The organism is Flavobacterium suaedae (assembly GCF_014642915.1).
Classification (GTDB): domain Bacteria; phylum Bacteroidota; class Bacteroidia; order Flavobacteriales; family Flavobacteriaceae; genus Flavobacterium; species Flavobacterium suaedae.
This window is the reverse complement of record NZ_BMJE01000001.1, coordinates 563,836-579,296: the sequence shown is the minus strand read 5'-3', so window position 1 is coordinate 579,296 and position 15,461 is coordinate 563,836. Positions and strand designations below refer to the sequence as shown.

13 protein-coding genes are annotated in these 15,461 nt (G+C 34.2%); 10 read left to right on the top strand and 3 right to left on the bottom strand.

What is annotated here, in order from left to right; genetic code table 11:
* Nucleotides 1–24: 24 nt before the first annotated feature.
* On the top strand, nt 25–3,774 hold the full coding sequence (locus IEW45_RS02705; protein ID WP_188619681.1) for a transglutaminase domain-containing protein: 3,750 nt from the start codon (nt 25–27) through the stop codon (nt 3,772–3,774).
* A 53-nt stretch (nt 3,775–3,827) separates the two neighbouring features.
* Here the strand turns inward: IEW45_RS02705 and ytxJ are convergent, their stop codons facing one another.
* Nucleotides 3,828–4,220: a bacillithiol system redox-active protein YtxJ gene (gene ytxJ, locus IEW45_RS02700; protein ID WP_188619680.1), complete on the bottom strand. Its 393-nt coding sequence runs from the start codon at nt 4,218–4,220 to the stop codon at nt 3,828–3,830.
* 128 nt (nt 4,221–4,348) lie between these two features.
* Between ytxJ and clpB the strand changes: the two genes are divergently transcribed.
* A complete protein-coding gene (gene clpB, locus IEW45_RS02695) occupies nt 4,349–6,961 on the top strand; it encodes an ATP-dependent chaperone ClpB (RefSeq protein ID WP_188619679.1) in 2,613 nt (870 codons plus the stop codon).
* Nucleotides 6,962–7,035: 74 nt separating this feature from the next.
* On the opposite strand, the gene IEW45_RS02690 is transcribed toward clpB, so the two are convergent.
* Entirely contained in the window at nt 7,036–7,356 is a 321-nt protein-coding gene (locus tag IEW45_RS02690; protein WP_188619678.1) for a hypothetical protein, read from the bottom strand.
* A 232-nt stretch (nt 7,357–7,588) separates the two neighbouring features.
* On the opposite strand from IEW45_RS02690, the gene IEW45_RS02685 reads away from it, so the two are divergent.
* The 6 genes from IEW45_RS02685 to smpB all read left to right on the top strand — a co-directional run bounded on the left by IEW45_RS02685 (nt 7,589) and on the right by smpB (nt 11,425).
* Complete coding sequence (locus IEW45_RS02685; protein ID WP_229665880.1) at nt 7,589–7,777, top strand: hypothetical protein; 189 nt, start codon at nt 7,589–7,591, stop codon at nt 7,775–7,777.
* Nucleotides 7,778–7,920: 143 nt separating this feature from the next.
* On the top strand, nt 7,921–8,358 hold the full coding sequence (locus IEW45_RS02680) for an SRPBCC family protein (RefSeq protein ID WP_188619676.1): 438 nt from the start codon (nt 7,921–7,923) through the stop codon (nt 8,356–8,358).
* Nucleotides 8,359–8,370: 12 nt separating this feature from the next.
* Nucleotides 8,371–9,222, top strand: coding sequence for an aldose 1-epimerase family protein (locus IEW45_RS02675; protein ID WP_229665879.1), 852 nt, complete (start codon nt 8,371–8,373; stop codon nt 9,220–9,222).
* A 60-nt stretch (nt 9,223–9,282) separates the two neighbouring features.
* Nucleotides 9,283–9,699 (top strand): hypothetical protein, encoded by a 417-nt coding sequence (locus tag IEW45_RS02670; protein WP_188619675.1) that lies wholly within the window; start codon nt 9,283–9,285, stop codon nt 9,697–9,699.
* 295 nt (nt 9,700–9,994) lie between these two features.
* Nucleotides 9,995–10,630, top strand: coding sequence for a hypothetical protein (locus IEW45_RS02665; RefSeq protein WP_188619674.1), 636 nt, complete (start codon nt 9,995–9,997; stop codon nt 10,628–10,630).
* 342 nt (nt 10,631–10,972) lie between these two features.
* Entirely contained in the window at nt 10,973–11,425 is a 453-nt protein-coding gene (gene smpB, locus IEW45_RS02660) for an SsrA-binding protein SmpB (RefSeq protein ID WP_188619673.1), read from the top strand.
* A gap of 88 nt (nt 11,426–11,513) precedes the next feature.
* On the opposite strand, the gene fahA is transcribed toward smpB, so the two are convergent.
* Nucleotides 11,514–12,803, bottom strand: coding sequence for a fumarylacetoacetase (gene fahA, locus IEW45_RS02655; protein WP_188619672.1), 1,290 nt, complete (start codon nt 12,801–12,803; stop codon nt 11,514–11,516).
* 112 nt (nt 12,804–12,915) lie between these two features.
* Here fahA and glyA point away from each other — a divergent pair, with 112 nt between their 5' ends.
* Together glyA and IEW45_RS02645 are read left to right on the top strand one after the other, a co-directional pair.
* Nucleotides 12,916–14,190: a serine hydroxymethyltransferase gene (gene glyA / locus IEW45_RS02650; RefSeq protein ID WP_188619671.1), complete on the top strand. Its 1,275-nt coding sequence runs from the start codon at nt 12,916–12,918 to the stop codon at nt 14,188–14,190.
* 140 nt (nt 14,191–14,330) lie between these two features.
* The gene (locus IEW45_RS02645) at nt 14,331–15,449 is read left to right on the top strand and encodes a vWA domain-containing protein (protein WP_188619670.1); all 1,119 of its coding nucleotides are present in this window, start codon (nt 14,331–14,333) and stop codon (nt 15,447–15,449) included.
* The last annotated feature ends 12 nt before the right edge of the window (nt 15,450–15,461 follow it).

Below are 15,461 nucleotides of genomic sequence, written 5' to 3'. Positions count from 1 at the left end.
ATAAAATACTAAGACCATAGCATAATGAGAAAAATTTTATTAGCACTATTACTGCTTTTTACAGCAGCAATGCATGCTCAGGATACTCAAAAGGTTTGGGATCTTTTGCTGAAAAATGATAGGGAAGGTGCACGTGAAACTTTTGATAAAAAGTTTAAAAAGAAGAAAAACAGCAACATAGAACTACTTGTTTTGGATGCTATTATAGATGAAGAATTAGGAAGGATATATTATGATGAAACCTTTCTTAAAGATTTTGCAGCACTTGATGAAAGTGAAAAATACCTTTATTCTATTTGGTATAGAAAATACGGGATTGGAGCACCTGAATCAGAGGGGTATGATGATTTAGCCTACAAAAAAATGGACTATGTTGCCAGTGTAGATAAGTTTAAAAGTAACCCTATGGTTATTTATACCAAAGCTGTTTATGATAAAAGAAGGTATGATTTAAACAGTTATAAAACCGGTATTGAAAAACTGGGTGCTATAGAAAAATGGCAGTTTTGTGGTGTTTTTGAAAACATGAACGGCAGTGGTTTAGATACTGAATATGAAGCGGAATTTTACGCTAAAAACGACAAGACATTTAACGCTAACAGTAATGGTATTGTAAACTGGTATAACCCTGCTATAGTACAGCGCGAAGGGTATCATTTTTACAGTAATGAAGGAGAGTATGGTAGCGGAACTATATATGCACAAACTTTTATAGAGTCAGATGCTGACCGTGAAGTAGTATTAAATTTCGGAACAAGTGACCCTATCAAAATTCTTATAAACGATGTAGAAGTTTATAGAAATGATAAAGCGCTAACCACTAACTTAAATGCTTTTTCTTTAAAATTTAATTTACCAAAAGGTATAAGCAGGTTAGTTATAAAATCGGCAATAAGCGGAAGTAGCGACTATTTTTATGCTGCGATTAAAGATAAAAACGGGAAAGCTGTTAACGGTTTAAAGTTTTACGATACCTATAAGCCTTATACCAAATCTACAGCAGAGCAGTTAAAAGCAGAGGAAATTAATCCTGATTATGAGGAGTTCCTTATCCAAAAACTTAAAGAAAAGCCTGGAGATATATTCCATACTTATTTATTGTACAGTGCCTACATGAGCAATAACAAAAAAGAAAAGGCTTATGAGGTTATAGAGAGCCTTTATGAAAAATATCCTGAAAGTTCTTTACTTAAAGTGGAGCTTATACCTTACTTCGAATTAATGGGAGATGAGCAAAAGAAAGAAGAACTTGAAAAAAGTGTTTTAGTTAAGGATGAGTATTACTACTACAGCATTATAAAAAAGATTCAGGATGATAGCTGGATGCGAAGTGCTAACATTTCGGATATTGAAGAATATAGGGATAAAGCAAAGAACTTGAAGTCTGATTTATATAGTACTTTATATGATTTTCTTATTGTTTCCAGAAATCAGGATGTTGAGGAAATGATGACTAAAGCAGAAACTATAGTTGAAAAGTCATATCATAATGAAAACTTGGTAATATCATTCTCACAATTATATACTTCACTAAAGAATGATAAAGAAAAGACAATCTCAATATATGAAGAGCTGGCAAACAGAGTAGAAAACATTTCGGCTCAAAACCAGTTAATTAGCTATTATAACTCTGTAGGAAGAAAGGATGACGTTAAAAAAATACTTCTTCAGCGAGCAGAGTACTACCCATACAATAATTATATATATGAAGACTTGATTAATATTGCTTATAAAGAAAGTAATTATGAAGAAGGTATAAAATATACTACCACAGCGTTAAATAACTTTCCATATTCTTACGGAATGATGGAGCGAAAAGGTAACGGCTACAATTATCTTAAAAATACTAAAGAGGCTGAAAAGTATTTCAGACAGTCATTGGTATATAATTCTGCTGATTCCAGCCTAAGAAGAACGCTGTATGATATAACCAAAACGCCTGATGAGCTGGAAGAGGTATCTACAAAAGATATATATGAGCTAATAAAAAACAGAAGAAACTCTAAACTGAAAAACGATTATGGGGTAACACTTCTTCTTGATGAATTTATTGTTAATATATTACCGGAAGGAAGCAGAAAAGCAAAAACAATATATGTGTATGAAGTGACTGCCGAGAGTGGTATTGAGGAGTTAAAAGAGTATCGTATAAGTGCAAGCGGGCTTAATATTATTAAAGCAGAAATTGTAAAGCCGGACGGTACTATTGTTCCGGGAGACAGAGGTTACGGTACAGTAGTATTTACTAATCTGGCAGTTAATGATGTTGTATATATTGAATATGAGTCTACCAGTAGTGGTTACGGGCGTTTTTATAAGGACTTTAATACTACATCATTCTTTAATGGTTCATACCCGTGTGTGCAAACTATTTTCGGTATAATATCCCCTGAGGACGTGACTTTCTCTTATGAAGTAGTAAACGGAAACGTAACTCCTAAGAAAAGTAAAGTTAATGGCAGAAATTACATTCGCTGGGAATTAAATAACACTCCTGCAATGCCAATTTTTGATAGTTATTCACCAAGTTATTATAATGTGGCAAACCAAATACAAATAAGCAGTATAAAAACATGGGGAGAAATTGCTAACTGGTATGCAGACTTGGTTAAGAAGAATGTAGACATGGATAATGTTGCACTTAAAACCTTTAATGAAATATTCCCTAATGAAGCTAAAGGATTATCAGACGAAGAGAAAGCCTATAAAATTTATAAGTATATAGAAGATAATATCACATATAGTTCTCTTGATTTCAGGCAGAGTGGTTATGTGCCGCAAAAACCGTCTAAAACTATTAGTACAAAGCTGGGGGACTGTAAAGATGTATCAACGCTTTTTGTTGCTATGGCAGAAAAAGCAGGTCTTGATGCCAAACTGGTATTAGTGCTTACATCTGATAACGGAACAGTTTTCCCTATACTACCGGAAATAGATTTTAATCACTGTATTGTAAAAGTTATGCTTAATGGTAAAGAACACTTTTTAGAACTTACTAATAAGTATTTACCATTTAAAGCACTGCCATTATCATTATATAATGCTAAAGCACTGGTAGTGTCTTTAGATCGTAACCAAAATGAAAAAGCAAACATTATAAACATACCGTTTACAAATGCTATGCAAAATATACTTTCTACTACTACAGTTGTAGATGTAAAAGATGATACAAAGCATTATACTAATACAGTTAATGTACAAGGACTGTCAAAATCATATTATAACGAGTTGTTCTCTGATGCTACTACCGCAGATATGAGAAATAAAAAGTTTGAGGAAGACATTAACGGTAAATTAGATAAAGCAGTTTCGTTAGAATCAGTAAAGCTTATAGAAAATTCAGATAAATACTCTGAGTCTATGAAGTTTGAAAGTAAGTTTTCTATAACCGAAAAATTACAATCTGTAGGTAGCCTTAAAATTACAGATGTACCGTATTTGGATAAAGTGTATACACGCGATATTATTACCAACGAAAAGCGTAAGTATGATATTGACTATACAAGATATGAGAATACTAACGAATACCATACAACGGTAATAGTAAATATTGAAGAAGGTAAAAAGTTTATTGAAATACCGGAAGGTAAAGAACTTAAATTTAAGGGGCATAATTACAAAATAAAATATGAATTGGTAAGCCCCAATTCTTTAAAAGTTACCCGAGATGTTACAACACCTTGGAATACTATTAAAGTAGCTGATTATGATGAGTATAAAAAATATGTAGAAGAAGTATTAGCTATAGAAGAGGCTATTATAGGCTTTAAGTAATAATTATAACATATATTCAATAAAAAAGCACTCTTTTAAGAGTGCTTTTTTATTTATAAAATGTCTTCAATTGCAGTAACATCTATATCGCTATGCGATTCATTATATACTGCTTTTCCGTTTTTAATAAGTATAACTTGTGGTGACTGGTGTACAACGTCAAATCGGGAGGCAATTTCATTGCTAACATTTCTATAAGCTATAAGATCTAAAAAGTAGAGTTTCAAATCTTCTTCCGGTAAAGAATATTCATTTTCAAAACCTCGTAAAGCCATACGGCTCACGCTGCATCTTGTACTGTGTTTAAATATAAGTACAGGGGTACTTTCAGACTCTTCTGCTATAGTATCAAGTTGTTGTAATTGTGTTAATTCATTCCACATTACTGATTGGGATGAAGTACCTTTACTGTCATTCTTACCGAATATATTATCGAAAATACTCATGTTTTACTTAGTTTAAGACATTTTGTCTGTTTAAATTCCTTTTAACCAGTTTTTTAAAGTCAAAATATCAGATTTTACTTATTGGAATATAAATTGAAATATACATATCGAATTTAAAAAATTAGAATATGAATTTTGCCAATTTTACCATAAAATCACAAGAAGCCATACAAAGGGCTCAACAAATTGCCCAAGGCTACGGACACCAGCAAATAGAAAATGAACACATTGTTAAAGCTATACTGGAAGTCGACGAAAATGTAACTCCTTTTCTGCTTAAAAAACTGAATGTAAATGTAGGAATGTTCCAGCAAATACTGGACAGTACCCTGCAAAGTTTCCCAAAAGTTCAGGGAGGCGATATGTCGCTTTCGCGAAGTTCGGGAACTGCGTTAAACGAAGCATCGAATATTGCGAGAAAAATGAACGATGAATTCGTTTCTATAGAACATTTACTGTTAGCCATTTTTAATACTAAAAGTAAGGTAGCCCAAATTTTAAAAGACCAGGGCGTTACCGAAAAAGGATTAAAAGCGGCGATAGAAGAGTTAAGAAAAGGTGAGCGTGTAACTTCAGCCAGTGCTGAAGAAAATTATAACTCCTTAAATAAATACGCCAAAAATCTGAATCAGTTAGCCAATGATGGTAAACTGGATCCCGTAATAGGGCGTGATGAGGAAATCCGCAGAGTATTACAAATACTTTCACGAAGAACTAAAAACAACCCGATGCTGGTAGGGGAACCGGGTGTAGGTAAAACAGCCATTGCCGAAGGTTTAGCCCACCGTATCATTCAGGGAGACGTACCTGAAAACTTAAAAGATAAAGTAATTTACTCGCTGGATATGGGGGCACTTATTGCAGGTGCTAAATATAAAGGTGAGTTTGAAGAGCGTTTAAAATCGGTAGTGAAAGAAGTAACCTCTGCTGATGGTAATATAGTACTCTTTATTGATGAGATACACACTCTTGTAGGAGCAGGCGGGGGAGACGGTGCAATGGATGCTGCTAACATATTAAAACCCGCATTAGCTCGTGGAGAGCTGCGTGCTATAGGTGCTACAACGCTGGATGAATATCAAAAATACTTTGAAAAAGATAAAGCGTTAGAAAGACGTTTCCAAAAAGTAATGGTTGATGAACCGGATACCGAAAGTGCCATTTCTATACTTCGTGGTATTAAAGAAAAATATGAAGCACATCACCAGGTACGTATTAAGGATGATGCTATTATAGCAGCGGTTGAACTATCGCAACGTTATATAACCAATCGTTTTTTACCGGATAAAGCTATTGACCTTATGGATGAGGCTGCGAGTAAACTGCGTATGGAAATTAACTCAAAACCCGAAGAGCTTGATGTTATAGACCGTAAAATAATGCAGCTTGAAATTGAAATTGAGGCGATTAAACGCGAAAATGACGAAGCTAAATTAAAAACATTAGGGCTTGAGCTTGCTAACTTAAAAGAAGAGCGTAACGAAATTTACGCACGCTGGAAAAGTGAAAAAGATGTAATTGATAATATACAAGCTACAAAAGCTAATATTGAAGATTATAAGCAAGAAGCGGAAAGAGCAGAGCGTGATGGTGATTACGGTAAAGTAGCCGAAATACGTTACGGTAAAATAAAAGAAGCTCAGGAGCAGTTAGATAAATACCAAGAGCAATTACAGGAAACCCAAAAAGGAAACAGCCTTATTAAAGAGGAAGTAACCAATGAGGATATTGCTGAGGTTATTGCGAAGTGGACAGGAATACCGGTTACCAAAATGCTGCAAAGCGAGCGTGAAAAACTACTGCATTTAGAACAGGAGCTACACAAGCGCGTAGTAGGGCAGGAAGAAGCAATACAAGCAGTTAGTGATGCTGTAAGACGAAGCAGAGCGGGATTACAAGACCAAAAAAAGCCAATAGGTTCGTTCCTGTTTTTAGGTACAACCGGTGTAGGTAAAACAGAGCTTGCCAAAGCCTTAGCATCGTACCTGTTTGATGACGAAAGTTCTATGACTCGTATTGATATGAGTGAATACCAAGAACGCCATAGTGTGAGTAGGCTGGTAGGTGCACCTCCGGGATATGTAGGGTATGATGAAGGCGGACAGCTTACCGAAGCGGTAAGAAGAAAACCGTATTCTGTAATACTGCTTGATGAGATAGAGAAAGCGCACCCTGATACTTTTAATATTCTGTTACAGGTGCTTGATGAAGGTCGCTTAACAGATAACAAAGGTCGTTTGGCTGACTTCAAAAATACTATTATCATAATGACATCAAACATGGGTAGTAGTATTATACAGGAGAAGTTTGAAACGCTAAAAGGCGATATGGAAGGTGCTATAGAATCTGCTAAAACAGAGGTATTGGGCTTATTAAAACAAACTGTACGCCCTGAATTTATAAACCGTATTGACGATATAGTAATGTTTACGCCGCTTAGTGCTGAAAACATTAAAGAGATTGTAGGATTACAACTGAAAGGTGTTACTAAACTGTTAGCACAGCAGAATATAACGCTTGATGCTACTCCTGAAGCGATTGATTATTTAGCTAAGAAAGGTTATGATCCTGATTTTGGTGCGCGTCCTGTAAAACGTGTAATTCAAAAAGAAGTAATGAACGAACTTTCTAAACAAATACTTTCGGGAACTATAACTACTGATAGTATTATACTACTGGATAGTTTTGATGGTGAACTGGTTTTTAGAAACCAAACAGATATTATAGAAGGTGAGAGTTAATAATAGATAATTGGAATGAAAAAACCCCTTATGTACAATACATAGGGGGCTTTTTTTATTAGGGCACTTTTAACTTAACTTCTATTTTTATATTGATAATATTGACGTATCGTCATTATATTTTTTCCTTTGTCTTTTCTTTTGTTCAATAATAGTACCATACCTATAACAGCAAGTGATGTTAGCAGTATAATAAACAATGTGCTTATTAAATAGTTACTAAAGCTTTTATTATCAAAGCTGAAATCATTTAAAAATAAATAACCGGCAACTAAGCCAACTAATGCTAATAAGGATAGGTATAGGAATCTCATAATAATATTCTTTTTGAGTTTTTTTTTATGGGCTTTAACAGCCTTAAAACATTCTGCAATTTCAGAATTTAATCCTTTCATCACTAGAACTTTGTGAATGAATAACTTTTCTTTAAATCATTTTTTATAAGTTAAAACTTACTTTTTTTACTGTAACTCAATAATAATAAGTGTTACATAAAATGTTTACAATCTGTTAACGAATAAAAAATAAATGTAAACGGTTTAAAGTTAAAGTTTTGACAAAAGTTCAGGCTTTCGCTGGCATTAGTTTGAAATTTGTAAAAAACAACAAAAGCAGATTATTATGAACATGAAAAGAATTTTTGGAGCATTGCTTACAATATTAGGTGTTGCAGGGCTTATTTATGCAGCTTATATATTCGCTAATACCTCTACAGGTACATATAGTATAAAAACAACTTCTATATACGGAATAATAGGGTTAATATTTTTTATAGCCGGGATAAGGCTTATAAAAAGAACTAAAGATGAAGCATAGGTTTTTAAAGAAATAAACACATAATTTGGAGTTTAATAAAAGCAACATACTGTGTTGCTTTTATTTTTTTAAAGTATAGTTAAATGCCTATGTAAGCTGTAAGGGTATTTATAATTTTATGTAATAACCATAAAAAAATTGCCATGAGTAAAGAGTTAGTTGTTAAAAACAATATAAGGATAGAAGCCCCTGCTGCTAGAGTATGGGAAATTTTAACCAAGCCGGAATACATCCGCCAATGGAATTACTTACCGGAAGATTTCGGAGATTATGAAATACAAAACGCCACAGTAATAGAGCGACCGGGTGTTTCTGTAATGAAGGTGGTAGAGTTTGATGTAAACCAGACCCTTAAATATTCAGTATATATGCCGGCATGGAATGATGATACCATAACCAATATTGGTTATACCTATACACTGTCAGTTGATGATAAAGGGCATACATGGCTTGGCATAGAAATAGGCGATTTTGCGATACTTACCGAAGGAGATAAGTATTATGATGAAAGCATTACCTTTGGAGAAACAGCATCGCATAAAATTAAAGAGCTTGCTGAAAAGAAATCGGTAGTATTGTAAAAAATTATAACTGTGGTAACCATACGTAACAATCATTTAAAAGCTGTAATAAACCCTAAAGGAGCAGAGCTTGTATCATTAAAAAATAAAGACGGAAAAGAATATATGTGGGAAGGAAACCCTGAGTTTTGGGGTAAACATTCACCTGTATTATTCCCAATAGTAGGAGCATTAAAAAATGACACCTACACCTATAATGATAAAGAATATAAGCTTAGCCGTCATGGTTTTGCCCGCGATAATGAGTTTAAAGTAAAAGAGCAGCAATTGGATAATGTTGTTTTTTCACTAAAAGCTAATGATGATACTAGAGCTGTATATCCTTTTGATTTTGAATTAGAATTAAAATATACTCTGGGTACTACAAGTTTAATTATAGAATATATAGTGCACAATAACAGTAGCGAAAAGATGCCGTTTTCTATAGGTGCACATCCTGCTTTTGCATTACCCGGTAATTTTGAAGACTATAGTTTAAGTTTTGAAAAAGAGGAAAAGCTAACCAGTTATCCATTACAGGAAAACTTATTGTCGCAAACTACTGTAGCAGTACCTACAGTTGATAAAAAACTGAATTTAAACCATAAGTTATTCGCTAATGATGCTTTAGTATTTAAACAGTTAAATTCAAAATCCCTTGCAATAGAAAAAAACGATGAGGTATTTTTGAAAATAAATTTTGAAGATTTTCCTCATCTGGGTATATGGACGAAACCGGGCGCACCATTTTTATGTATTGAGCCATGGCAGGGCTATGCAGATAGTGTAAACACCACAGGTAATATATTTGAAAAAGAAGGTATTATTGTTTTAGACGAAAAAGAAAAAATATCTAAAAGTTTTAGTATAGAAGTATTAGGTTGATAATTCTATTTTCTACGCAACCATTTTATTAGTTTAACATCCTATAAATAAAGACGAGATATGAAAAAGATGAGGTTTATTTATTTGATAGTTGTAACACTAACCACATTATTAATAACCGGCTGTAGTTTAGATGATGACGGAAGTGATAATTGCTACTATATAGGCTATGCAAGCGTTAGCGGCGTTACAGGTCCTGAAACTGTTGCGGTAAATGAACCTGCTGTTTTTGATGTAGACTTTGTAGTACTTAGTGATTGCGGAGATTTTGTTCGCTTTCAAGTGTCTAATCCCTCTGTAAGTGGGTTTAGAACTGTAAGTCCTGTTGTTGCTTATACAGGTTGTCAATGTGCTGAAATAGCTACTACAGAAACAGATCAATTTACCTTTCAGGTTACCGAAGCAGGAGAATATGAGCTTAGATTTCCTACCAGTAATACAAACTATATTACTAAAATTATTACAGTAACAGAATAATTAGTATAGTTTCACAACATTTTGCCATTGCCTTGCATTTTAATCAAATGTGGCAATGGCCTATATGTTATTTTGTAATATGAAAATTGACAATGTTGAAGATTATATTTACATTTTAATAAATATCTATTAATAGGTATTTACCTGTATTTTAATAATTACTTTATTTACAAAAATTTGTAACATATTGTCGATTAAAGTATTGCATTAATCGATATATATATTTATTTAAAAGTAATTTTTAAAAACATTTTTTATATTTTTATAATCCAAATACCAACTAAAATTCTAATTTATGAAACATTTATTCAAATTTAAGCTAGTTTTATTATTAGCAGTTACTGCATTTTATTCTTGTTCAGACGATGGTCACAGTGATTCATCAATTAAGTCTAACGAGCAAAACTCTGAAGTTCTAATTGGTGAAATACCTCTTAATTTAAAAGGACTGCAAATAGGTACTAAAACAACTTTATTTACCTATACTACAGTGGCGCAAGCTATTGATAGTGTTGATACTAGTTTTTCAACATTATTTCAAGAATCCTTGGATGAATTTAATGACTATAACGACATTAGCGATGTTTACACAAAAGTAACAATAAGTAATGGCGAAGCGTATATTTCCGAAATCTTACATTATGATTCAAATTCCGACAAAATGAAAAGAGGTTGGTATTTAGATGAATCAATTAACAAATATGTAGTATACAGTGCTCCAGTTCTCCAATCTATAAATATTAACGCTGCAAAATGCCCAGGAGGGTATACAGAGCTTGCTAATTGTGGTAATTTTAGTAACCCACAGGAGTGTGTAGCAAGTGCAATTAAAGATTATATGACTAATAATTTAACAAATCCTGGCGATTGCACTATGATATATACAAAAGTAAGTCTTACCAATACACGAGTATGTGGTAAAAAATGTTAAACTATCTTTAAACAATAATAAAAAAAGCCCGTAATCTTACGGGCTTTTTAATGCTACTTTATAAAATAATGTTTCAAGATTATGAATGCCGGTAGCGATGAAATCATCATTATTAAACAGCAATAACCTCTTATCACGCAATAACCCTAAGCAGTCTTTTTCAACTGTGTCGTTTTTTATGTGCAATGTGTTTTATTCCTGTACAGCCCGTTGCAATGCAAATAGCTGTAAAGGGTATTAAATGCTATTTCCCCGGTTATATATTGATTTAGCAAAACTTACATGCATTAAAAGTGCTGATTGTAGTACTTTACACAATTTGTATGTAACTTTGCAATCCTTATGCAGAAATCAGTAAACATATTAAACAGAAAAGCCAAGTTTGAATATGAAATCTTGGATAAATATACAGCAGGTATAGTACTTGCCGGATCGGAGATTAAATCTATCCGACAGGGCAGGGCTTCTATAGCTGAAAGTTTTTGTGAATTTCAGGGGCATGAATTATTTGCTATAAATACCAATATAGAGGAGTATGCTTTTAGCCGAAATTTTAGTCATGCACCTAAAAGTGAGCGTAAACTTTTGCTTAATAAGAGAGAGTTGAAAAGCCTGCAAAAAAGTGTACAGTCCAAAGGGTTAACTATAGTACCATTGCGACTGTTTACTAACGATAGAGGTTTGGCAAAGCTGGAAATTGGTCTGGCTCGCGGTAAAAAGAATTATGATAAACGAGAAACTATAAAAGACAGAGATGTAAAACGTAGTCTTGACAGGATTAAAAAGTCGTTTTAAATAAGACAACATAAACATTTTTAAATAATAGATAATAAAAAAGCTCCTTGAATTTCAAGGAGCTTTTTTTATGCTTTATAAAATAGAATTATTTTTTAGGAGTAAAAGCAGGTAATAATTTACTGCTTACTTCACCAAAACCTATTCTTACTTCATCATTTTCACAGTGACCGCGCATAATAACAGTATCACCGTCATTTATAAATTTACGCTCGCTACCGTCGTTCATTTTTATTGGGTTTTTACCACCCCAAGTAAGCTCTAACATAGAACCGAAACTATCAGGTGTAGGCCCTGATATAGTACCACTACCCATAAGGTCACCACTGTTTACACGACAGCCGTTTACAGTGTGGTGAGCCAGTTGTTGTGCCATACTCCAGTACATGTACTTAAAGTTAGAGTTAGCTATTGTTTTCTCTTCACCGTTTTCTGGCTTAAGACCAACTTCCAGTTTAATATTAAAAGCATGCTCGCCATCAAGTTGTAAATACTCTAATGGCTTAGGATCATTCTGCTCAGGACCTTTGGCGCGGAAAGGCTCTAAAGCATCAAGAGTAACAATCCAAGGCGACATTGATGATGCAAAGTTTTTAGCAAGGAACGGGCCTAGCGGCACATATTCCCATTTTTGTATATCGCGGGCACTCCAGTCATTAAGCAATACTAAACCAAAAATATGTTCTTCTGCTTTGTCTACAGGAATACTTTCACCCATAATGTTAGCATCTGTAGTAACAAATGCCATTTCAAGTTCAAAGTCAACTCTTTTTGAAGGACCGAAAACAGGCTGTGTTTCTCCAGGAGGTAACGTCTGTCCGTTAGGGCGGTGTACCGGTATTCCTGATGGTACTATAGTAGAGGATCTGCCATGATACCCTACAGGTATATGCAACCAGTTTGGTAATAATGCATTTTCAGGATCGCGGAACATTTTACCTACGTTAGTAGCATGTTCTCTGCTCGAATAGAAATCAGTATAATCACCAATTAAAACCGGTAATTGCATTTCAACATCTTCTAAATTGAAGATAACAATATCACGATGCTTTTGGTTATCTCTAAGTGTTGGGTTGTTGCTGTCAAATAGTTCAGCTATTCTGTTACGTACTAATCTCCATGTTTTTCTACCGTCCGATATGAAATCGTTCAGAGTATCCTGCATAAACATATCATCAGTAAGTTCAATACCTTCAAAGTAGTTAAGTTGCTGTAGTGCACCAAGGTCTATGGCATAATCGCCAATTCTTGTTCCTATGGTAACTACATCATCTTTAGTAATGAAAACACCAAATGGTATATTTTGTATTGGGAAATCGCTGTTTTTTGGTACGTCTAACCAGGATTTTCTGGTTGGGTCGTTTGCTGTTATTGGCATATCTTAGTAACGTTGTTTTTATGTTTTATTGAATTATCAAATATACTTTCCTAAGTGGTATTAACAAACCTTTTTTTGTATTTTTGACAGCAAATTAACGAAAAATTATAAAATGCAACGAGACGAACAAATTTTCGACTTAATACTGGAAGAACAAGAAAGACAAATACATGGTCTGGAACTAATTGCATCAGAAAACTTTGTAAGCGATCAGGTAATGGAAGCTGCGGGTTCTGTTTTAACCAATAAATATGCTGAAGGATACCCCGGAAAAAGATATTATGGCGGATGTGAAGTAGTTGATGTTGTAGAACAAATAGCTATAGACAGAGCCAAAGCACTTTTTGGAGCTGAGTATGCTAACGTACAGCCACACTCAGGTTCTCAGGCTAATACAGCAGTATTTGCAGCATGTCTTAAACCGGGTGATAAAATTTTAGGTTTCGACCTTTCTCACGGTGGGCACTTAACACATGGTTCGCCTGTAAACTTTTCAGGTAAATTATACGAAACATCATTTTACGGTGTAGAAAAGGAAACAGGTCTATTAAACTACGATAAAATACAGGAAGTAGCAGAGCAGGAAAAACCAAAGCTGATTATAGCAGGTGCTTCGGCATACTCTCGTGATATGGACTTTAAACGTTTCAGAGAGATTGCTGATAGCGTAGGCGCTATACTTATGGCTGATATTTCGCACCCTGCGGGACTTATTGCTAAAGGCTTATTAAACGACCCTGTACCACATTGCCACATTATAACTACTACCACTCACAAAACCTTAAGAGGACCAAGAGGAGGTATGATTTTAATGGGGAAAGATTTTGAGAACCCTTGGGGGCTTAAAACACCTAAAGGTAATGTACGTATGATGTCTTCGTTATTAGACTCAGGTGTATTCCCGGGTAACCAGGGAGGGCCTTTAGAGCATATAATTGCAGCTAAAGCAGTAGCATTTGGTGAGGCATTACAAGATGAGTTCTTCCGTTATATGTTACAAGTACAGAAGAATGCTAAAGCTATGGCAGAAGCATTTGTAAAAAGAGGTTACGATATTATTTCAGGAGGGACTGATAACCACATGATGCTTATTGACCTTAGAAATAAAAATATATCAGGTAAAGATGCTGAAAACGCATTAGTAAAAGCAGAAATTACCGTAAACAAAAACATGGTTCCGTTTGATGATAAATCACCATTTGTAACATCAGGAATTCGTGTGGGTACTGCTGCTATTACTACAAGAGGTTTAATGGAGGCTGATATGGAAACTATAGTAGATATGATTGACAGAGTAATAAACGACTTTGAAAACGAGGAAGTTATTGAAGTTGTAGCTGCTGAAGTTAATGAAATGATGAGCGAAAGACCTACTTTTGTTTTCTAAATAAAAATATGATTATATACTATAAAAACTCTCCTTAGTTAAGGGGAGTTTTTTTATTTTAATAAAGCCTATCTAAATTTAACTCAAAATTTAGTTTTGTTTTATAGCCTTTACGTGTAATAAATAGTAAATTTAAGGCTATGGAAAATAAAAAAAGAAAGGGATTCCGTTTTTCTTCCTATACAGCACCCGATGTACCTCCTTTTGATAAGTTATTCGAGATATTTACTGAACTTATTACACATACTTCAGGAGACTTAGACGAAGCGTTGGACTGGCTTAGGCAGCTTGACCAGGAATACAAACTTACGGATGAAAATTATACTATAGACGATTTTATTGAAGACCTTAAAAAGAAAGGTTATATAAAAGATGAAACAGAACAAACTGGCGATGGAGGTTTAAAAATTACTGCAAAAACAGAACGCTCTATACGTCAGCATGCCTTAAAACAAATATTTGGGAATTTACAAAAGCGTGGGGCAGGTAACCATAAAACCAAACATTCCGGAAGCGGAAACGAACAAACAGGTGAGTTTAGGGAATACCGCTTTGGCGATGGCTTCGACAGGATATCGCTAACTGAAAGTATAAAAAACGCTCAGATAAATAACGGTATAGGCGATTTAACCCTTACTGAAAATGACTTGGTAGTTGAAGATGCACAGTATAAAGCCCAAATGAGTACGGTGTTAATGATTGATATTAGCCACAGTATGATACTTTACGGAGAAGACCGTATTACACCCGCTAAAAAAGTAGCTATGGCATTATCTGAGTTAATTACTACACGCTACCCAAAAGACACACTTGATATTTTGGTTTTTGGTAACGATGCCTGGACAATACCTATTAAAGACTTGCCTTACTTGCAGGTAGGTCCCTATCATACCAATACTGTAGCAGGGTTACAGTTGGCAATGGATATACTTCGCCGAAAGCGTAATACCAATAAACAGATTTTTATGATTACCGACGGTAAGCCAAGCTGTGTTAAGGAAAATGATGGTACGTATTACATGAACAGTAACGGGCTAGATGAATATATTGTAGAGAAATGCTATAATATGGCATCGCAAGCCAGAAAGCTGCATATACCCATTACTACTTTTATGATAACATCAGACCCTTATTTGCAGCGTTTTGTAATGAATTTTACCGAAGCGAATCAAGGTAAGGCATTTTATACAGGCTTAAAAGGACTGGGTGAAATGATTTTTGAAGATTACGAAACGAATAGGAAAAAGAGGGTAAAGTAAATAGTTATATTT